We start from the raw sequence: 19,541 nt of genomic DNA on the forward strand, positions 1-19,541 counted from the left end.
CTTCTGGAGGAACGATTCATTGCGAGGCCGCGATAACGCCCAGTATCGATTCGGCGACCTCGCGACGACAGATGAGCAGATCCGGCATCGCGGCGTCTGCGCCGTTGTAAACGCACGGGCTGCCGTCAATGCGGCTTGCGTGAAGTCCAGCTGCGAGCGCCACCCCCACCGGTGCACACGAATCCCACTCGTATTGGCCACCGGCGTGGAGATAGGCGTGAGCCTCCCCTCGCACGACCGCCATCGCCTTGGCGCCTGCCGAGCCCATCGGCACGAGTTCGGCGTCCAGGCGTTCCGCCACCTTCCGCGCCAGCTCAGGTGCCCGGGTGCGGCTAACGAGAATTTTCAGGCGCCCTCGTGGCGCTGCGGGTAAGGTTGCGGGCGATCCGGTTGCGAACGTCATCCCCAGGGCCGGTAGCGCGACCGCGCATGCGTCCGGCATGCCGCCGACAGTCAAAGCAACGTGAACCGCCCAGTCGCTACGCCCTTCGATGCGCTCGCCATACTCGCGGGTGCCATCGAGGGGATCGATGATCCACACGCGATCGCAAGTAAGGCGTTTCGGGTCCGGCGCGAATTCCTCCGAGAGAAAACCATCGTCAGGGCGCGCGTGGCCGATGATTCGCGCGATAAGCTCATTCGCCGTAGCGTCGCCGACTGCACCCAGCGGTTTGCCGGCAAGCACCGCCGATGCGCGTATCGCGTTCAACGCATCCCCGGCCGCCGTCGCGATGCGAGCAGCAAGACGATGGTCGTCATGCAGCGCGAGCGCCTCTTCGAGTACGTTCATCGCACCTCCCCGTTGCGCGGCAATTGCTTCATTCCTGCGAGGCCCGCGGGCGTGTACCAGATGTGCTCGATATAGTGCCCCAGCGTCGCGCGGTGATCCGTGTAGAAGTAGCGGGCCGCGCCTGGCGACTGGCCGTCGACAACGATGGACACGCCGCTCGCGGCCATTTGCTCACGTTGCGTATCGAATGCGGCTTCGCTTTCGATTAACTGCGCGAAGTGATGGTGGCGAATTGCAAAGCCTGTTTGAGGCAGCGCCTCGCGGTAAATACGATCGTCGCCGGAAAGCGGTTCGATCAACTCCAGTTGCGTCGGTCCTACGAACGCGAGCGCGATATTCAGCTTGCAGTGGCGCCCGCCCATCGACTCGATTTCAATTCCCGGCAACCGCGCCCATGCCGGGACATTGTGTTCAGCAGCGAAGCGAGCAATCGCCTCGTCCACATCAGTCGTGACATAGGCAATCTGGAGGAAACCGGAAAACGGTGAAAGGGAAGGAATGCTCATCTGTCCAGTCCGTAGGTAGTCATGTAGCGGGAGAAGCGCTCCCTGATCGCTCCCGCTGCAAGACCGAATTCGTCAGGTGTGTAGCCGTGGGTGCCGTGAGCATGCTCCGGATTCCGCTTGACACGCTCGCGCATCGCTTGCTCCGTTTCCGCGCTCAGTCTGAAACCGAAGTGACTATAGATCCGCCTCACCGTGCCGATCGGGTCGACCTGAAAGTCCTTCTGCCGGATATCAATGAACTGCTTCTTTGGTAAATGCGCACGCGCTTCGATTGCCGCTTCGCTCGCTCTCGCCCAGTTCTCCACTTCCCGCCGGCCGATCTCGTGCTTGTCGACCCGATTGCCCTCGGAGACGCGGCGCGCCATCGTCAGCACACTTGCGAGCGAAGGGAGTGCCTGCATCGGGTCGCGGTGCGTCTGTACGACACAAGCATCAGGAAAGACCTCGAAGAGCGCCGGCAACTGCATGATGTGACCGGGATTCTTCAACAGCCACGTCCTCTCGCTATCGCGCGCTCCAATCAAGCCAATGGCCCTCGCGAAGTAGCGATATGCGGGCAACTCACTTTGCTCGCGCCACCAGCTATCGTATTGGGGCGCGCGGAACGACGACCCCCAGAGGTTGCTGCAGAATCCCTGCTTGAGGATCTCGAGACATTCGTCCACCTCATCGGCCACGATGTTGTGCGCTGCGCGCATTTCAGGCGCGGCGTTGAAGAAGGCCTCGAGCCCGGCCGCGGTTGCCAGGAACTGTGCATGGCCGCTCCACGTCTCCCGCGGGGGGCGAGGCTGCGGAAAGACCGTCAACCATTTTTCCAGCCCCTGGAACTGAGGATCCACCGAGAGCAGCTTATGCAACGCGGTTGTGCCTGTTCTGGGTATTCCCGTTATGACGAGCGGGCGCCGCGGAATTTTCTGCACGGCGCCGGCCTGTTTGCGTAAGCCCTCTACCAGCACCAGGCGCGAAATCAGCGCGCCGACCAGCGCATTCCAGACGAACTCGCGCCCTCCGGGTGCGAAGCGCGGACCATCGTCGTCGAGCGCAATCAAAAGCTGCGTCAGACCCGGCATGTACTCCGCGCCGACTCCGAAATCGTTCAAGCCGGCTGCGCCGCTAGCGGCGGCATGCAGCGCATCCTCCGCGCCTGTGAATCGTCCAGGCAATGACATATGGCATCTCCTTAAAACATTTGTTGTACTTACCAACGCCGCCTCAACTGCGCGCCGATGCGTCGTTCCCGCAAGCGCCTCTCACGCTCGCTCCCATCAACGACAGGGGTTTTCGCTGGCAGGTAATTGCGAACGTCGGCCAATGACACACGCTTGAGCGTCGGGACAGGCTCCGAACTGCATGCATACCATCTGCCTATCGCCGTGCCGCGATTGATGCCGCAGGTATCGAGCCAGTTCGGCACACCCGGATCACGATGAGCAATCACAGCGCGAAAATGCCCGTCTTCGTCGACGTGAGCCTGATATCCATTGAGACTGCTTTGATGATCGATAAAGTCGAGCGTGTTGAAAAGCGCGTCATTCAACTGCACGTTCCAGTAGCGTTGTGTCTGCGGCAATGCCGTTTCAAGGATCAGCGCCTCGTCGGGACCGAAGTCGAAAATCGCTTGCCAGTAAGCCTGTTTCGCGAGACCGCCGCCGAAGGCAAAGAACTCGAATTCGTTCACCTTGCTACGTGTACGCAGTTGCTGCATATGTGTGAGCCAACGGCGTGACAACCGGCCCGCATAGTTCATCAGTTCGCCGGTTCGCTGCGCGATGTCCTCGTACCCCATCAGTGGCTTCGTGAACGGGGCGTCAAGACACTCGATGGCCACACGCGCGTCGCGCTCCGTACCCCACGCATAGGAACGCTGGCGCAGCATCGCAAAGTCGGCGTCGCCATGTAGCGGTAGCCAGTTACCCTCGTAACCGGCCGGCCGCTCCGCACTCAACAGCACCTCGAAGTTCCCGTCGTCGTCGATCTCCAGATCGTCGAGATCGAATTGACCGAGCGGAGGATGGATTTCGTCGGTGGTTCCCATGATGCCGCGGCCGATATCGAGCGTCAGCAGATGCACGCTTCCACGCTCTCCCACAAGCCGGTATCGCAGGTCGCCGCGTAGTGGGGCGATGAAGTACGTGTCGTCCGGATTTGGCTGCAGCATGAACACCGAGTTCAGGAAGGGCAGCCAGTCGGGATGAAGCGGATCGGACTGGAAATAGATGAAGTATGCAAGCGAGAGGTTCATCTGAAACTGACGATACAAATCCGCCCGCGTTTGAGGGTCGTCAGGCGTTTCGGTCAGCTCGAGCAAGCTCTCGGCCTCGCCGAGCCTGGCAAGATAGTCCCTCCACGATTTCAGCTGAGCCATGGATTCACCATCACCTTGCATTGCGTCGAGCGATTGCGCAGTGCTTCAAAGACTTCAGGCAGTGCCTCGAGCGAAATGCGATCCGTGATCATCATGCGCGGTTCGACATGGCCCGCGTCGAACACGTTCGCGACATGCGTGAATTCCCGCATGCTGTACGTAACAGCAAACAGGATCCGCACTTCCTTCCACACAGCCGCGGCTGGAACGAATTGATCGGGGACCGTGCAAAAACCGAGCACGATCACGTCACCCTGCGGCTTGACACACTGAATCGCCTGCGCGATCAGGTTCTTCTGTCCCGCGCATTCGAATACGACGTCCGGTGCACCTTCAAGCACATCGGCGGCCAATGTCGAGAGATCTTGCCCCGCGTCGGGTACAACGAACGCATCGGCGCCCATATGCCGCGCGAGCGCCTCGCGGCGTAGTGAGGAAGCGGTCGCAACGATGCGCCCCGCGCCGAGCCGCCGCGCCCAGAAAGTCGCTGCGAGCCCCACGGGGCCTGCGCCAATCACCAGCACCTTCGCTCCCGGCGTCAGTTTCGCGAGCGAGACGCCGTGCAAGCCGACCGCCATTGGTTCGATGAGTGCACCGTCGTCCATGCTCAGCGTCTTGGGAAGCTTCGTCGCGACACGCTCCGCGACGACGGCATACTGCGCAAACCCAGCCGCGGCGCCCTTGAACTCCGCACAAAAGTTAGGCTTTCCCGCAAGACAGGTAACGCAATGCCCGCATCCCGTGAACGGCAGCGCCGTAACAGGATCTCCGACGCTCAGCTTCTCCACTCCCTTTCCAACCGCAATCACTTCTCCGGAAAATTCATGACCCAGTGTCGAATTTTCCGGAAGCGTGAAGTGCGGTGCGTGCCCGTTCGTCATGTGAAGATCCGATCCGCAAATCCCGCAGCGGTGAATTTTCAACACAACTTCGCCTACACCCGGGGTTGGATCTGCAAGACTCCTAACTTCTAGCGGCGAACCTACGCCCGTGAAATATGCGGCTCTCATCGATCGCATCTCCGTTTTGCGTGAGTGATTTGCTCATGTCGAGCACCTGGAATTTACTTTACTGGGAAAGTAATTAGATTCCACCAGGTGTTTTTACGGAGAATGCGCAGGAAATTCGCCTCGGCGACTGTTGCTGACGAGCGATCGCGCTGCAAAAGACATGCGGCGCAGGCCCGGTCAGCTCAACGTGGCAGGAGGAAGATGAGGGAGATGGCCGGCAAAGGGTGCCGGCGTGAGTGCTGCGTAGCGAACCGCTGCGCAGCGCAACGAGATATTGGCGCGACCGCGATCGACGAGAAGATATCAGCGGCGCTCGCGGCTTCGACGCGCAGCCTCCGCGTCGGCGAAAAGCTGAAGTTCGCGCAATAGAATCGAGAGCGCCGCCCGCCGTGCCGGCGCCATATGGCTGGACGCCACCCAGTCGGTTCCGTAAGCCCCTTCGCGGAGAATGTTCTCCAGGACTTTACGCGCTCGCGGCTTCATTCGCACGAGAATTCCGCGTCCATCCGCCGGGTCCGGCGTTCGCTCCACCAAGCCCATCTGCTCCAAGCGGCTCACGCACTTCGTGATGCCGCCAAGCGTCATCGCCAGCGGCTTCTGAAGCTGCGTCGGCGACTGAGTATAAGGTGGCCCCGAAACCAGCAGCGCGTCCAGCAGCAACAACTCGGCGGCCAGGATGCCCTGGCTCGCGGCGGCCTCTTTGAGCGCCTGGTCGATGTGTGTCGACAACCGAAGCAGCCGTTGCCCGATAAGATAGACGTTCGCGTCTTCGGCCGGCCACTCGCGCGCCCACGCCGCGGCTTGAGCGTCGAGGGCGTCGCCTGCTTCGGGCCTTGCCGGTGTCTGCAACGCGACGCACTCCGCGAGGAATTGCGCTTCGGCGTGCGCGCGCTTCGAATAGAGCGCCTCGCCGCTATCGTCCTGAGCCACATCGACCCAGCCCGCCTCGTCGAGTGCACGCAGATGATCGAGCACACTCGCGCGCGATATGTTCAGTCCGCGCGCCAGCGCGGGCGCGCTTTGCGCGCCTGCGCCCAGCAACGACAACAGTTGTCGCCGGGTAGCGTCCGCGAGTGCGGCAAAAAGTGAATCGGCGGTCTTGCAGGCACCCATACCATCATCGATCGGTCGAGACCCGCGTGCCAGATGGCAAATGCTCGTAACGAGCCATGGGCGACATGACGTGATCGGTAGCTCTACGGCTCGCGTCAACGCCATACAGGTGCCGTTTCCTGTAGCGGGGTCATTTCGGCAACGCTAAGTTACCAGAAAAATCCGCCCGCAGAACGACACAACAAATCGGCGTGCACGCCCAGCGCGCACGGCCCAACTACTGTCCAACGAGATCGTAAGCAGCAAGTGCCGCAATCTCCGTCACTCCGCCGTCCACCGGCAGGCATGTGCCGGTAATAAACCGCGACTCGTCGCTGGCGAGAAACAGCGCGGCAGACGCAACATCCCACGCGTCTCCTTCCAGCGGAAGTGGTGCGATCTTGCGGCGCCGCTCGCGCGCCTTCTCATTGAGCATGCTCTGCACCATGGGTGTAAAGATGTGCCCCGGCGCGATGGCGTTGGCACGCACATGTTCACGGCCGTACATCACCGCTAATTCGCGCGTGAACGCAACCATGCCTGCCTTCGATGAACCGTACGCGGCTGACCGGTGACTGCGTATGCCGGCAACCGAACTGATATTGACGATTGCCCCGCCTCCGCGCGCCACGATCTTTGGCACTGCACTGCGACTCATCAGGAATGCGCTCTTCAGGTTCACGTCCATCACGCGGTCCCACGACGCCTCGTCGATATCCTGCAACCGTCCCGGTGCGCCTGAAATTCCGACGTTGTTCACGAGTATGTCCAGGCCACCATATCGCTCAACGGTCTCTTCGACGATTCGCGCGCACACGGCTGCGTCCGTGATGTCACCCGTACAGACGAACCCCTGACCGCCGGATTCGGTAATCAATGCGAGTGTCTCGGCAGCCCTTTCGTATTGCTGATCGACGAGGCATACGGATGCGCCCTCAGCCGCAAAAAGACAGGCAATAGCCTTGCCCGTGCCGTAACCTTGCCCGAGCGACCCCGCGCCAGTGACGATCGCGATCTTGCCGCTCAAACGCTGATAAAAAACTTTTGGAGGAGGCATGCTGTAGTCGAATGATGTAGTTGCTCGCCACTCAAAGTATTCGCGCGCTCCTGTTCCCTGTGCGGCTGTCCGTACGCGCGCTGGCGTCGGCATTTTCGACCAAGCTTAGTCTCACGAGGCCAATAATGCAACACATAGTTGCATTATTGGCCTTTGCGATCACCCGACCCTACTCTTGCGTGATCCACCAATGCCGCGCCAAAGCGCGCCGCGTAGGCTGTGTTCACCGCCTCCGTCTGGAAGCGAGTCTCGTTGATGGCGAAGATGAAATAGCCGTATGCGAGATCGCGTCGATAGTCTTCCCAAGCTTCGTCGAACGAGGGTGCCTCGACTCCGCCAGTTGCCAATTGCGACAAGTAGTGCTCGAGCAGCGGCCGCTCCCACGCGCGACGGTCTTCGATATCGAGCGCGCAGCCTATGTGGTAGGCAACCTCCAGGCTCCACGGCGCCCGGCTTACCTGAGCATCGAAAAAGCCTGGTGTTCCGTCTGGCTCGACGAACAGGTTGCCCAGATGCGTGTCGCCATGAATGAGACACACGGGCTTTCCTTTGTGCTGGCTCGCAATGTCTGCGAGCGCTGCCACCATCCATTCACGATCGTGCAGGTACCGGCTCACGGCGGCCCCTCGCGGAAGCGAGACGTAGTGGGCCCACACATCCGGTTCCAGATAGCGATTCTGATATTCCAGCGACCAGTCGGAAAAACGCTCACCCACCCAATCAAAGCGGCCGCCCATTTCAAATTCGGCGCTGTTCCAGGTTTGCGCGTGATAGCGCGCCATGGCGCTCAACCGCCGCTCCACCTCTTCGTAGCGTTGCGATCGCTGCGCCCTGCAAAAGCGAGCCTCGCGCTGCTCCAGGTCTTCCATCACGACGACAGATTGCCATCGATCGGGATCCGCGCCCGCATAAAAGCAGTTCGGCGCGTTCATATTTATGAATGGCAAAACGTCACGATAGAACCGCATTTCATTGCGGTACATGTCCTGCATTAACTCGCTGTGATCCTGAAAGCCACCTTTTACGATCATGCGCGAAGGCAGCGCCATCTCCCTGCCCACATCGTTGTACTCGAGCGCCACGCGCACTTTCGTCGACGTTCCAGGCAGCACGGCCAGGTGGTTGCACGAAGTCACTTCCACGCCCGCGAAGCGAAACGCGAGTGCCGACGTGAGCCACTCTGCGGTCACGCCTTCCACCGTGACCGGCAACGACATGTCACTCACCACAGCTAATGCAGACAAGATTTCCCCCTGGCGATTGAGATAGGCAAGCCGCGTGCGCATCGTCGCGCACAGAGTCGTTCGACCGCAACATGGGGAAAACCACACCTGGTCGAGCGTTGCATATTTTGAATGCCGTGCATATAGTTGCCTCCAGATGCAGATACTTTTTTGGCAGGCACCTGATGAATCTCCTTGACTCACCCACACTGGCCGATGACTTCGCCGGTGCCGCACCAGCAAGAATGCTCGCCCCGGAGGAATACCGAACCGAAGAGAGCGTGGCGTTCAAGATGAATCTGGTTCACCTTCTGCTGGGCAACGAAATCGACCGGAAGCTTGCCTCCAGCGGACTTTCCGCTCTCCAGTGGGGCATCCTGAAAGCGCTCTACGACGAGCGCGCACGCACGCCCACCGCTCTCTGCCGCATCCTTCTCGCGGACAGCAGCGCAATGACCCGGAAGCTCGATTCACTCGAAAAGCGCGGATTGATCGAGCGAATCCGAAGCATTTCCGATAGACGCAGCGTCGAACTCGCATTGACGGCAGACGGCCGTGGATTGCTGCGCGAGACCCTGCCGCACATCGTGGAAACGAGCAACCGCCAGCTTCACGGCTTCACGATGGACGAAGTCGCAACCGTCAAACGTCTTCTCGAGCGAATGATCGTCAACCTGAGCTGAACGGCTAGGTCCATGCCCGAATCGAGCGACGAATCCGCAAAAGCTCAGTGTTTGACTCAATTGAAAAAGGAGCAGTTCATGGAGCACACCGAAACAACCACACGACCGGCCGAGACATCGACGCAAGCGTCGGATTTTGCGCCGCTGCCGGTTGCGCATGTCTATCGCGGCCGTATGATCACCGGAAACGCGATCAAGCACGTATCGCGAGATCTCGGTCAGGGTTTCTGCACGCCCAAAATCGAACTCGATGATCTCGTCTGGCCGCGTGCGGAGTCGGGTCCTGCGTTCGATGTGCCTGTCGCGCAGATTATTGATTTTCTCGTCGAGCTCGGTCCCCGCCTGCATCTCGACGTCAATCCGCTCATGCAGGCCGCACTCGAATCGATGATCAAGGTTAGTCCCCTGGGACGCCGGATCCTCGAAAACTGCTATCGGGACATACCTAACCTGTTTTTGCGCGAGGTAATCGACGACGAGTTGCGTGTGAGCCTTGGCGACGCGAGGCTCGTCGACGGCTGGGTAGAACGCACGCTGCGCGGCCGCCCTAGCCGTCTGCGCGCCTTCCCGCCGAGGCTCGTTCATATTCTGGCGGGCAACTCACCGATGGTCGCGGCTATGACCGTCATGCGCGCCGCGCTGACGAAAGGTGTGCATCTGCTCAAGCTGCCGTCGAACGACCTGTTTACGGCCACCGCGATTCTGCGCACGATGGCCGAAATCGATCCGAACCATCCCGTCACGCAGTCCTTTTCCGCTGCCTACTGGCGCGGAGGCGACGAGAACGTCGAGTCCATTCTTTATCGCCCGCAGTACTTCGACAAGATCGTCGTTTGGGGCGGCGAGAGCGCGGTACGCCACGTCATGCGCTACGCCGGGCCGGGTCTGGAACTGGTTGCTTTTGATCCCAAGGTGTCGATCTCCCTGATCGGCCGCGAGGCCTTCAGCTCCAACGAGGTTCTGCGCGAGGTCGCGCGTGCGGGCGCCGCCGATGTGCTGTCGTTCAACCAGGATGCGTGCAACGCAAGCCGCTATCAGTTCATCGAAGGCGACGAAGACGATGCCGACCGCTACTGCGAGCAACTCGCGCTCGCACTCGGCGAGGACTACCGTTATGGCGATGGCCAGGGTCCGCTGGTGCCGAGCGACATTCGCGAAGCCGTCGACGTGCTGCGTGAAATGGAGCCGCTTTATCGCGTGTTCGGTGGCTACGACGGCAAGGGTCTCGTCGTGCGCTCGGACGAAATGGTTGACTTCCATCCGATCTGCAAGACAGTCAACGTCATTCCCGTGGGCAGCTTGCGCGACGGAGCGCGCTACGCGACTGTCGCGACGCAGACCGTCGGTATCTATCCGCCGCATCGGGTAATCGAGGTGCGCGACGCCCTTGCGTGCGCAGGCGTGCAGCGCATGGTCGCTTTGGGCGAATCGATTTCGGATGGCGTTGGCGGCTACCCCCATGACGGCATGTTTCCGATCCACCGATTCATGAAATGGATCTCGGAGGAATCGGGTCCGAACCAGCAGGAGACGCGATAATGCATGCCCTTTCCTCCCTCCTGCAATTCACGGATCTGCAGGACCCCTTTCGCAACGCGCCCGAGAACCTCCATACCGTGCAGCTGCAAGCCGTACGGGAGCGCTTCGCGCAGCGCCGTCAACAAATTCGCATTCTCGACAAACGGGCCAGCGAAGCCGGCGTCACGGAACTTCGCACGCTGGACGACGCTGTTCCGCTGTTATTCGCGGACGCCGTCTACAAGAGCTATCCCGATTCGTTCATCGAAAACGGCAAATGGCGTCACCTCACAGCATGGCTTCAGACCCTTACGACGAACAGGATCGATGGGCTCGACTACAGTAAGGTCGCCAATCTCGACGACTGGATCAACGAGTTGCGCCGCAACGGCCACTATGTGATGAGTTCGAGCGGCACCTCGGGGAAGCAGTCATTCATCTACCAGAGTGAAACCGACCGTGAGCTCGGCTGGCGCCTGCTCGACCAGGGTATTCGCTGGGCGGCAAGCGCCATGCGCGATCGGTCGCGCCGTTATCCCGCGTACCTTTTGACGCCCTCTTCCGGGTCCTACACCGGCACCGAGCGCATGGCGAAGTTCGCCGAGTCGATTGCGCTGCCTGGCGACATTCACTACATGTCGGACGTGCCACAAAGCGCCGCCCAGACCACACGCATGGCGCGCATGCGTCGAGCGATTGCGGACGGCACCGCGTTGCCCAGCGAAATCGAAGCCTTCCAGAACGAAAATCGTGAACGCACCGAGCGTGTGCAAGCCGACTTCCGGCACTTCATCGACGAGTTGCTCGAGCGGCGCCACGAACCGATGTTCATCATGGGCATGATGGGCATGCTCTACCAGATCGTAGCCACGGCGCGCGAACGAGGCATTCCCGACGGCGACTTCCACCCCGACACGATCATCAGTATCGGCGGCGGCAAGAAGGGTGCAAATTTGCCGGGAGATTTCCAGCAGCAGTGCGAACGCTTCTTCAATTTCAACGCGACCAATTTCAACGATGGATACGGCATGGGCGAAGTATCGGGGTTCTGCCCGTGGTTCCATGAAGCGAAGGCGTGGACGGTACCGCCGTGGCTCGTTCCTCTAGTGCTCGATTCCACCGGCGAGCAGTTGCTGAATCCGCGTGACGGAAAAGGTGTCGTCGAAGGACGGCTTGCGATGATCGATCTGCTCGCCGACGGCCGCTGGGGCGGTGTCATCAGCGGGGACAAGGTCACCGTGGAGTTCGGCCATGGCATCGACGGCGTGCGAACGCCCATCATACGCGACGTGGTGCGCTACAAGGATCTGCCCGCCGGCGACGACAAGCTTTCGTGTGCCGGAACGATCGACGCCTATGTCCGCGGAGAAATTGCGGATATGACCGAAGCCCGTATTGCCAATTGAGGCAATTCTTTTCAATATCACGTAGACCTACTCCACAATGACTGAGCAAACGACAAATCCGCCCGTGTGGTTCATCACGGGAGTCTCGTCCGGCTTCGGCCGGTCCCTGGCGGAAGCGGTCCTCGCACGCGGTGACAAGGTGGTGGGCACCGTGCGTAACGACACGCAGATAGCGCCGTTCGAGAATCTCGCGCCCGGGCGCGCCTACGGCGTGTTGCTCGACGTCACCGACGCCGCTTCGGTGCCCCGCGCCGTCGAGCAGGCCATTGGCCGGGCGGGCGCCATCGACGTTCTCGTGAACAATGCCGGCTACGGTCTGTTCGGCGCATTCGAAGAGGTTTCCGACAAGGAAGCGCGTCAGCTCTTCGATACCAACGTGTTCGGCACGGTCAACGTGATCCGCGCCGCACTGCCCCATTTTCGCGAGCGAAAGCGCGGGCATATCGTGAACTTTTCCTCGGTGGCCGGAGTGATCGGCATCGCGGGTTGCAGTTTCTATTGCGCGTCGAAACACGCGATCGAAGGGCTGTCCGAATCGCTCGCGCGAGAACTGAAGCCGTTTGGAATTCACGTGACCATCGTCGAACCCGGCGGTTTTCGCACGAATTTCGCGGGTGGCTCGCTGAAATGGAGCGAGATCGAATCGCCTGCCTACGCTGAAACGGTGGGCAAGATGCGCCAGATGATGGGTGGCTACCACGGCACGCAGGCGGGAGATCCAGCCAAGGCCGCCGCCGCCGTCGTGCGCGCGGTGTCTGCGGAGAACCCGCCGTTGCGGTTGCCGCTCGGCCCGGATGCCGTCGACGTCGTCCGAAAGAAGCTCGCGTCCGTACAGGACAATCTTGAAGCGTGGCTCGACGTGTCGAGTTCCACTGACTTTGATCGCTAACGCTGCAGAAGCTCGTTGCCTGGGAGACGACATGTCCGCACTGGACTCATTTTATGCAATGCTTCGCGATAACGCCGATCCGTTCCGCAATCACCCTGAAAACCTTCGCGAGCTTCAACTCGCCGCCATGAAGGAGCGTTTCGCCGGGCGCCGCAACCAGATCAGGCTGCTGCGCCGCCGCGCGGACGATCTGGGCGTTGAAACCATCAACCGCCATGAGGACATGGTTCCTCTCCTGTTCGCGCATCAGATTTACAAGAGCTACCCCGAGCAATTCATCGACAACGGCCGCTGGAAGCATCTGGCGGCCTGGCTGCAGACGCTTTCCAGCACCCCGGTGAGCGAAGTGGATATGACGGGCGTGGAAGACGTCGACGCGTGGATGGGCCGGTTGCGCGAAGCGGGACACTACGTGTTCAGCTCGAGCGGCACATCAGGGAAATGCAGCTTCATCAACCAGACGCAAGCCGATCTCGAGAACGTCACCGAGTCGTGTGTGAAACTCGGCATTCACGGTAACGAACTGATCCGCCGAGATTTCGGCAAGCGCCCGGTATTCCTGATGATGCCGCCTGCCGGCGCGCATCGTCACATTGAACCGGTACTCGGCGCTGCGAAACGACTTGGCGCCGAAAGCACGCTGATGTTCGACGAACCGGTGCTTGCTTCCGCCACGATCTCGATGGGCCGCATGCGTCGTGCAATCGCCGACGGCTCCGCCAAACCCAGTGAAGTCGCGGCTTTTCAGGAACATGCGGTGGCGCGCCAGCGCCATACTGGCGCGATGATCGACAGATTTCTCGACAAGCTGGTCACACAGCGCGACGTCCCCGTTCTCGTACAGGGCAACTGGTCGCTACACTGGACGCTCGTTGAGCGCGCCCGCCAGCGCGGCATCGCCGATGGAATCTGCCACCCCGACACGGTGATCACGACCGGCGGCGGATTGAAGGGCACCTCGGCACCCACCGACTATCGGGAGCAGATCATACGCTTCTATGGCATTCGCCCGGAGAACGTCCAGAACAGCTATGGCATGTCCGAAATGATCGGGACCGGCCCCTGGTCGGAGGTGGCACAGGGCTACGCAATCTGCCCCTGGATCGTTCCGTTCGTGCTCGACAAAGCCGGTGAGCAACTACTGAATCCGTCGGATGGGCGCGGCATTGCCGAGGGCCGTTTCGCGTTTTTCGACCTGCTTGCCGAGGGATACTGGGGCGGCTTCATCACTGGCGACAAAGTCACGGTGGACTTCTCGCCGGCGGGGAACACCGACGGCCTCCAGGGACCACTGGTCAGGCGGGTCGGACGCTATGCCGACCTCGAAGAAGGCGAAGACAAGCTCTCTTGCGCGGGCACGATGGAGTCGTATGTGCGTGGGATGATCAACGTTTGATTTCGGCCGCGAGCAACTGCGGGGCCCAGGGGGCCAGTATTGGCACCCTCTGGCGCTCGTGAGTATACTGATGCCCTAATTCCGTCATCAAAAGCTCAACGATGTCCAAACCTATGGCAGTCCAGGCTCCCGACGGAGCCTCGCGGCTCGCTGCGGCGGGCAAACCTCGAACGGCCGGCCGGCCCACCCACGACGACGCGGTCCAGCTGCGCGAGCGCCTGCTCGACGCCGCCAAAACGGTCTTCATGAGGGAAGGTTTCGGTGCCGCCAGGGTCGATGAAATCGCGTCACTGGCCGGCGTCAGCAAAACTACCGTTTACCGCCAGTTCGGCACGAAGGAAGAGCTTTTTCGCTCTATCGTCTGGCGCGGTATGTCCGACTTGCGCGGCAAGATCGATCAGCACCTGGTGCCCGGCCGCGATTTTTCGACCAGCCTGGCATCCCTGATCGATGCGCTCGTCGAACACATGGCGATACCGGACAGCATTCACACTTCACGCATGGTCATTGGCGAGGCGATACGTTTTCCGGATGTCGCAAGGCAGTTTCTGCAGTTCGTGGTGACGATGCTGGAGCCGCTTACGGCCGTTCTGGAAGCGGCAGCGGCCAATGGAATGATCGACATCGACGATCCTGCGAACGCGGCACGTGATCTCCTCACGCTGGTCACTGGGGCCCCCGAAGTGCACCTTGCGATCCAGACTACGCGCGCTGAACGCAAGCGTAGGGCCGAGAGGATTCATCGGATCCTGTTGACCGCCTGGAAGTATCGCGCAACGCTCGATAAGGCTCGGGCGAGAGCAATGCAGTAACGTTCGCCGCGCGCCTGCCTCACCCGCAGACTAGCCGCCGACTTCCCCCATCACCTGAAACTGCCCGGATGCCTGGGCAATGCACTTCGCATTGGCCCAGATCCGGCAGTCCGAGAAAATCACCCGTTTCCCAGAACGCAGAACGTCGACATGGGCTTCCACCCAGTCGCCCGGTTCAGCGTTGCCCATGAAGTTGACCGTCAGGCCCGTCGTCAACACCCGTACGGCCGGTTGACGCGAATACTTGCTCGCCCACGTAATGGCCGTATCCGCCAGCATGCAAACGGCGCCGCCGTGCATCATCTGGCCGAGATTCCGATGCGCTTCGCGCACATACATACCGACGACGTGTCCACGCTCGCTCTTGCGAAAATAAGTAGGACCGAACATCTGATGGAAGGGGCCAAACTCCGGCATCAATGCAAAGCCCTCCGGAATGGGCTTTTCTTCGCTCTCTTCAAGCGCCTCTACCGCCAATGCGTGTGCGTGTTCCAATGCCACTCTCCTCTTCGCGCCGTAGGTGACCGGCACCAATAAATGCTTTTTCATGGGCGAGACATAGCGTATCATTATTCGCACGCAAGTCAATTATATGAATGAATATGGACATCGGATCGCTCTTTACGCCGCTCGTTGTTCGAGGCGTCACGCTTGCCAACCGCATCGTCATGTCACCCATGACTCGCGGCTTTTCGCCCAATGGACTGCCCGGCAGTGACGTTGCCGCCTACTACAAGCGGCGCGCGCAGGGCGAGACTGGCCTTATCATCACGGAAGGTGTCGGTGTCGATCATCCGGCGGCCCTGGGCGAAGCCGGACTCGGCGAGAATTCGATTCCCGTACTCGCCGGAGCAGAATCGGTTGCCGCGTGGCGGCGAGTGACGAATGAAGTTCATGCGAGCGGCGGCGTCATCTTTCCGCAACTGTGGCACATGGGACCGATGAAAGAGGCGAACACAGGGCCCTTCCCCGCCGCCGCGCCACTACGGCCATCGGGGCTCTGGGGGCCGTCCGGACGCACGACTTCTCTCAACGCGGGCTACATGGAGCGGGTGAGGCTACCAACGCACCCAATGACCGACACCGAGATCGCGGACGTCATCGCCGCCTACGGTCGAAGCGCGTCGTTTGCGAAGACCGCCGGATTCGACGGCATCGCCATCCACGGAGGGCACGGCTATCTGATCGATGCGTTCCTTTGGGCCGAGACCAATCAACGCACGGACAAATGGGGTAAGGATCTCGTGGCGCGCAGCCGCTTTGCCGCAGAAGTCGTGCGCGCGATACGCGAAGCGATCGGCGATACGATGCCGATTACATTCCGCTTTTCACAGTGGAAACAGCAGGATTTCCGTGCGCGCCTCGCCAACGATCCGCACGAGCTCGAACAGATCCTCGCACCGCTCTCAGATGCTGGCGTCGACATCTTCGAGGCGAGCACGCGTTATTTCAATCGCGCGGAATTCCCGGGCTCGGAGATGAATCTCGCAGGCTGGGTAAAGAAAGTGACCGGCCGGTATGCTATGGCGGTGGGCGGAATCGGCATTAATAAGGGTTACTACGATTCCATGGCCGGAGCCGAAACATCGGTGCAACCCGACCTGACACCACTGCTGGATCGTTTCTCGCGCAACGAGTTTGACCTTGTTGGCGTAGGACGTTCGCTTCTGCACGACCCGAACTGGGCCCGGCGTGCCCGCCTTGGCGAGCCGTTTCTCGGATTCAGCAACGATTCGCTCGCGCGCCTCACCTGAAATGCAGTTTTGCAGTTGACGCCCCTGTATCAGGCGTCAACTGCTGTTGGTGGCCTGTTAATCTTCAGGTGCGCCCAGTAACCGGAATCAATGCACCGGTTACCCCCGACGCCGCTTCGGAAGCGAGAAAAAGGATCACGTTCGCGATTTCCTCGGGCCGTACCCAACGTGAAAAGTCTGCATCGGGCATGTCGTTGCGGTTTTGCGGCGTGTCGATAATACCCGGCAGGATCGCGTTCACGGTAATTGACCGATCCTTGAGCTCTTCGGCTAGCGCCTCCGTCAAACGCATCACTCCCGACTTCGACGCCGTGTACGCACCCATTCCCATACCTGCCTTCAGTGCGGCACCAGCGCCGATGTTGACAATGCGACCGCCGTGCGCGCCGACAGCAAGATAGTCCAACGCCGCTTTCGATGCCGTAGCGGCCGTCCGCACGTTCATCTGATACATCAAATCCCACGTCTCGAGGGAGCCGTCCGCCAGTGTTTCCCAGCGAAATCCGCCCGCTATGTTGACGAGGGCATCGAGCTTGCCAAGCTGCTCGACAGTCGCCGAAAACGCCGCGCGCGCCGCGTCCAGGTCAGTGAGTTCCACGCCGCCTCGCCACCAGGAGGCGTGTAGCTGCTCCGCGCTCGCGCCGTCCGGCGCAGGCGCCTTGTCGATCAGCGCGACCTTCCAGCCATTGTCGGCAAATACCCGGCCCACCGCGCGTCCCAATGTGCCGAAGCCACCGGTTACCATTACTACCCGTTGCATGTCCGATCACTCCCTCGCCGCTTCGGCGTGAAAAATCAACGTCCCTTGAAAACCGGCTCGCGTTTCTCGCGAAACGCGTTGACCGCTTCCTGGTGGTCTTCAGTCAAATTCGACAGCGCCTCGTAGGCGATCGACGCATCGAGAATCGAATGCGCGAGTTGCTTGAGTCCGATGTTGATTGAAGCCTTGGTCCATTGAATCGCACGCGCGGCTCCGTTTGCCAGCCGCTTCGCCATGGCATCGACAACGGCATCGAGTTCGTCAGCCGGCACGGCGTGATTGATGAGCCCCAGACGCGCCGCCTCTTCCGCGGTGAGGAGGTCACCCGTCAGGAGGTATTCCTTGGCCTTCGCGTAGCCGACGAGCTGCGGCCAGATCACCGCGCCGCCATCGCCCGCTACGAAGCCGACTTTCACGTGCGGATCGCCAATCTTCGCGTGATTGGCCGCGTAGCTCAGATCCGAGAACAACGCGATCGTCGCGCCCAGACCAATTGCATGACCATTGATCTTCGCGATGACCGGCTTCGGACAATCGAGCATCGAGAAGACGATTTTTTTGGCGCGCTGCATGCCTTCCAGAAACAACGCCGGGTTGTCGATGACCTGCTGCATGTGCTCGATATCACCGCCCGCGCTGAATGCGCGCCCAGCGCCCGTCAACACGACAACACGGGTCTCGCCGTCCTCCGCGACATCGAGAAAGAGCCGCGACATCTCAATGTCCATTTGCTCGTCAAACGCATTCAGCGTTTCGGGGCGGTTGAGCGTGACGGTCAGGACGCCGCCGTCGCGTTCGAGCAATAACGCCTTATAGTCCGAAATATTCATGGCTTACCTGTTCACAAGAAGAGACAGCGCGGGACGACGGGTCGCGCCGCCGCGCAAACGCCGGATGCGATTCCCGCTGCACCGGCGCCCCGCGCGACTTCGATTACACCTGCAGCGGAATGAACCTGCGACCGTTGTCGTACATGATCTTGCGCGTGTCTTCTTCGGCAAGCCCATTGAGCGCTTCCGCAGCGAAGTCTTTCGGCTCCGGCACGCCTTCCGCGTGCGGATAGTCGGAGCCCATCAACAGAAAGTCCGACGATCCGGTTTGCGCGATGATCTGGCCGATGTCGTCCTCGGGATACGCGACCACAAACACGTTTTCCTTGAAGATCTGGCTCGGGCGCTTCTTCAGTTGACCGCACGGCCAGTAACCATTCTTCGCCATGCCCCGGCACTTGTCCATTTTCACGAGCAGCGACGGCACCCATTCGGCACCGTTTTCCGCGCTGCACAGCTTGACGCGCGGGAAACGCTCGAAGAAATTGTAGAAGATGAATGACGACAGCGTTTCCATCACCGGACGCTCGCCGTAACCGTGCATCCAGACAAAGGCGGTTTGACGCTGGCGCGACTGCTGCACCGGCTCGCCCCACACCGCCATGTGATCCTTCATGTAGATCGCTTCCGACACGTGGAACGTGACACGCACGCCCGCTTCGTTGAGGATCGACCAGAACGGATCGAAATACGGGTCCGCCGGCGCACGGCCATTGAACGGCCCCATCGGCATCAGGATTACGCGGACGCCGTTCGCGACCAGCCATTTTGCCTCGGCGACGGCGGCGTCGAGATCGTCGAGCGTGACGACCGGCGTCGTGTAGATCCGGTCCTTGTAGTTGAAGCCCCAGTCGTCGAGCATCCACTGGTTATACGCATGCAACACGGCATTTGCGGCGGCAGGCTCGTTGAGGTACGAAATGCACGCGACCATTTCGCCGATGTACATCGTGCAGGCTTCCACGCCGAATTCGTCCATCTTCTTCAGGCGGGCGTCGCGATTGAACATGTCCGGCGTCGGGGCGACGCGCATGTCGACGTTGTCCTTGCCGTCCTTCATCGCGCGCAGCCATTCATGCAGCTTGCCCGGCGGCGGCACGTGCCCCTCGGCCGAGGTGTAGCCTTCGCTGATTTCCACCTTGCGGTCGCCGACATACATGCAGCGGTTGCCGTCGGCCGTGACACGGCTGGTGAACGACCAGTCCTTCTTGAACTTTTCGGGCAAGTGGCGGCTGTATGCGTCCTCGACTTCGTAGAAGTGCGTGTCCGCGTCGTAGATCTTCCCTTGGTACGCTTGCATGAACTCTCTCCTGATTGTGGGGGAGCGCTGCTCAACGTGCGCCCTTGAGAGAAGTATCGGCTCAAGCCATCAGCCCAAAAACTCTCATATCGAACCCAGAAACGTCGATATCGAATTGATATCGATCGGCGCCCTCGCGATTTCCGAAGC

General features: G+C 60.7%; 19 protein-coding genes. 7 read left to right on the top strand and 12 right to left on the bottom strand.

What is annotated here, in order from left to right:
- Window positions 1-16: 16 nt before the first annotated feature.
- The 8 genes from AB3X98_RS15275 to AB3X98_RS15310 form a co-directional block, all read right to left on the bottom strand.
- Window positions 17-790, bottom strand: coding sequence for a 3'(2'),5'-bisphosphate nucleotidase CysQ (locus AB3X98_RS15275; RefSeq protein ID WP_368602321.1), 774 nt, complete (start codon window positions 788-790; stop codon window positions 17-19).
- Window positions 787-1,296 carry a VOC family protein gene (locus AB3X98_RS15280; protein WP_368602320.1) on the bottom strand — a complete coding sequence of 170 codons (510 nt, stop codon included), beginning with the start codon at window positions 1,294-1,296 and terminating at the stop codon, window positions 787-789. Before AB3X98_RS15280 ends, AB3X98_RS15275 begins: the two co-directional genes overlap by 4 nt.
- Window positions 1,293-2,465, bottom strand: a complete 1,173-nt coding sequence (locus tag AB3X98_RS15285; protein WP_368602319.1) for a sulfotransferase — start codon at window positions 2,463-2,465, stop codon at window positions 1,293-1,295. Before AB3X98_RS15285 ends, AB3X98_RS15280 begins: the two co-directional genes overlap by 4 nt.
- A 29-nt stretch (window positions 2,466-2,494) precedes the next feature.
- Window positions 2,495-3,682: a DUF1214 domain-containing protein gene (locus AB3X98_RS15290; protein ID WP_368602318.1), complete on the bottom strand. Its 1,188-nt coding sequence runs from the start codon at window positions 3,680-3,682 to the stop codon at window positions 2,495-2,497.
- On the bottom strand, window positions 3,649-4,680 hold the full coding sequence (locus tag AB3X98_RS15295; protein WP_368610275.1) for an alcohol dehydrogenase catalytic domain-containing protein: 1,032 nt from the start codon (window positions 4,678-4,680) through the stop codon (window positions 3,649-3,651). Before AB3X98_RS15295 ends, AB3X98_RS15290 begins: the two co-directional genes overlap by 34 nt.
- A gap of 294 nt (window positions 4,681-4,974) precedes the next feature.
- Complete coding sequence (locus AB3X98_RS15300) at window positions 4,975-5,889, bottom strand: MarR family transcriptional regulator (RefSeq protein WP_368610276.1); 915 nt, start codon at window positions 5,887-5,889, stop codon at window positions 4,975-4,977.
- Between the two features lie 112 nt (window positions 5,890-6,001).
- On the bottom strand, window positions 6,002-6,820 hold the full coding sequence (locus AB3X98_RS15305; RefSeq protein WP_368602316.1) for an SDR family NAD(P)-dependent oxidoreductase: 819 nt from the start codon (window positions 6,818-6,820) through the stop codon (window positions 6,002-6,004).
- A gap of 143 nt (window positions 6,821-6,963) precedes the next feature.
- Window positions 6,964-8,037 carry a phosphotransferase gene (locus AB3X98_RS15310; protein WP_069268765.1) on the bottom strand — a complete coding sequence of 358 codons (1,074 nt, stop codon included), beginning with the start codon at window positions 8,035-8,037 and terminating at the stop codon, window positions 6,964-6,966.
- A gap of 191 nt (window positions 8,038-8,228) precedes the next feature.
- Here AB3X98_RS15310 and AB3X98_RS15315 point away from each other — a divergent pair, with 191 nt between their 5' ends.
- The 6 genes from AB3X98_RS15315 (at window position 8,229) to AB3X98_RS15340 (ending at window position 14,747) form a co-directional block, all read left to right on the top strand.
- Window positions 8,229-8,726, top strand: coding sequence for a MarR family winged helix-turn-helix transcriptional regulator (locus tag AB3X98_RS15315; RefSeq protein ID WP_368610277.1), 498 nt, complete (start codon window positions 8,229-8,231; stop codon window positions 8,724-8,726).
- 78 nt (window positions 8,727-8,804) lie between these two features.
- The gene (locus tag AB3X98_RS15320; protein WP_368602314.1) at window positions 8,805-10,265 is read left to right on the top strand and encodes an acyl-CoA reductase; all 1,461 of its coding nucleotides are present in this window, start codon (window positions 8,805-8,807) and stop codon (window positions 10,263-10,265) included.
- Window positions 10,265-11,650, top strand: coding sequence for a hypothetical protein (locus tag AB3X98_RS15325; protein WP_368602313.1), 1,386 nt, complete (start codon window positions 10,265-10,267; stop codon window positions 11,648-11,650). Before AB3X98_RS15320 ends, AB3X98_RS15325 begins: the two co-directional genes overlap by 1 nt.
- A gap of 37 nt (window positions 11,651-11,687) precedes the next feature.
- Entirely contained in the window at window positions 11,688-12,539 is an 852-nt protein-coding gene (locus tag AB3X98_RS15330; RefSeq protein ID WP_342947404.1) for an oxidoreductase, read from the top strand.
- Complete coding sequence (locus AB3X98_RS15335) at window positions 12,493-13,935, top strand: hypothetical protein (RefSeq protein ID WP_368602312.1); 1,443 nt, start codon at window positions 12,493-12,495, stop codon at window positions 13,933-13,935. The genes AB3X98_RS15330 and AB3X98_RS15335 overlap by 47 nt, the downstream gene beginning before the upstream one ends.
- Window positions 13,936-14,048: 113 nt before the next feature.
- Entirely contained in the window at window positions 14,049-14,747 is a 699-nt protein-coding gene (locus AB3X98_RS15340) for a TetR/AcrR family transcriptional regulator (protein WP_256095044.1), read from the top strand.
- Between the two features lie 30 nt (window positions 14,748-14,777).
- On the opposite strand, the gene AB3X98_RS15345 is transcribed toward AB3X98_RS15340, so the two are convergent.
- Entirely contained in the window at window positions 14,778-15,296 is a 519-nt protein-coding gene (locus AB3X98_RS15345) for a PaaI family thioesterase (protein ID WP_256095045.1), read from the bottom strand.
- Window positions 15,297-15,349: 53 nt separating this feature from the next.
- Between AB3X98_RS15345 and AB3X98_RS15350 the strand changes: the two genes are divergently transcribed.
- Window positions 15,350-16,501: an NADH:flavin oxidoreductase gene (locus AB3X98_RS15350; protein WP_368602348.1), complete on the top strand. Its 1,152-nt coding sequence runs from the start codon at window positions 15,350-15,352 to the stop codon at window positions 16,499-16,501.
- A 64-nt stretch (window positions 16,502-16,565) separates the two neighbouring features.
- Here AB3X98_RS15350 and AB3X98_RS15355 read toward each other — a convergent pair whose 3' ends face one another.
- From AB3X98_RS15355 to AB3X98_RS15365, 3 genes are all read right to left on the bottom strand, one after another.
- Window positions 16,566-17,261, bottom strand: a complete 696-nt coding sequence (locus AB3X98_RS15355) for an SDR family NAD(P)-dependent oxidoreductase (RefSeq protein WP_368602311.1) — start codon at window positions 17,259-17,261, stop codon at window positions 16,566-16,568.
- 35 nt (window positions 17,262-17,296) lie between these two features.
- On the bottom strand, window positions 17,297-18,091 hold the full coding sequence (locus AB3X98_RS15360; protein ID WP_069268774.1) for an enoyl-CoA hydratase/isomerase family protein: 795 nt from the start codon (window positions 18,089-18,091) through the stop codon (window positions 17,297-17,299).
- A 103-nt stretch (window positions 18,092-18,194) separates the two neighbouring features.
- A complete protein-coding gene (locus tag AB3X98_RS15365; RefSeq protein ID WP_069268775.1) occupies window positions 18,195-19,391 on the bottom strand; it encodes an amidohydrolase family protein in 1,197 nt (398 codons plus the stop codon).
- Window positions 19,392-19,541 lie beyond the last annotated feature (150 nt).

This window comes from Paraburkholderia sp. BR14312, assembly GCF_040948675.1.
In the GTDB taxonomy this organism is placed as follows: Bacteria; Pseudomonadota; Gammaproteobacteria; order Burkholderiales; family Burkholderiaceae; genus Paraburkholderia; species Paraburkholderia nodosa_A.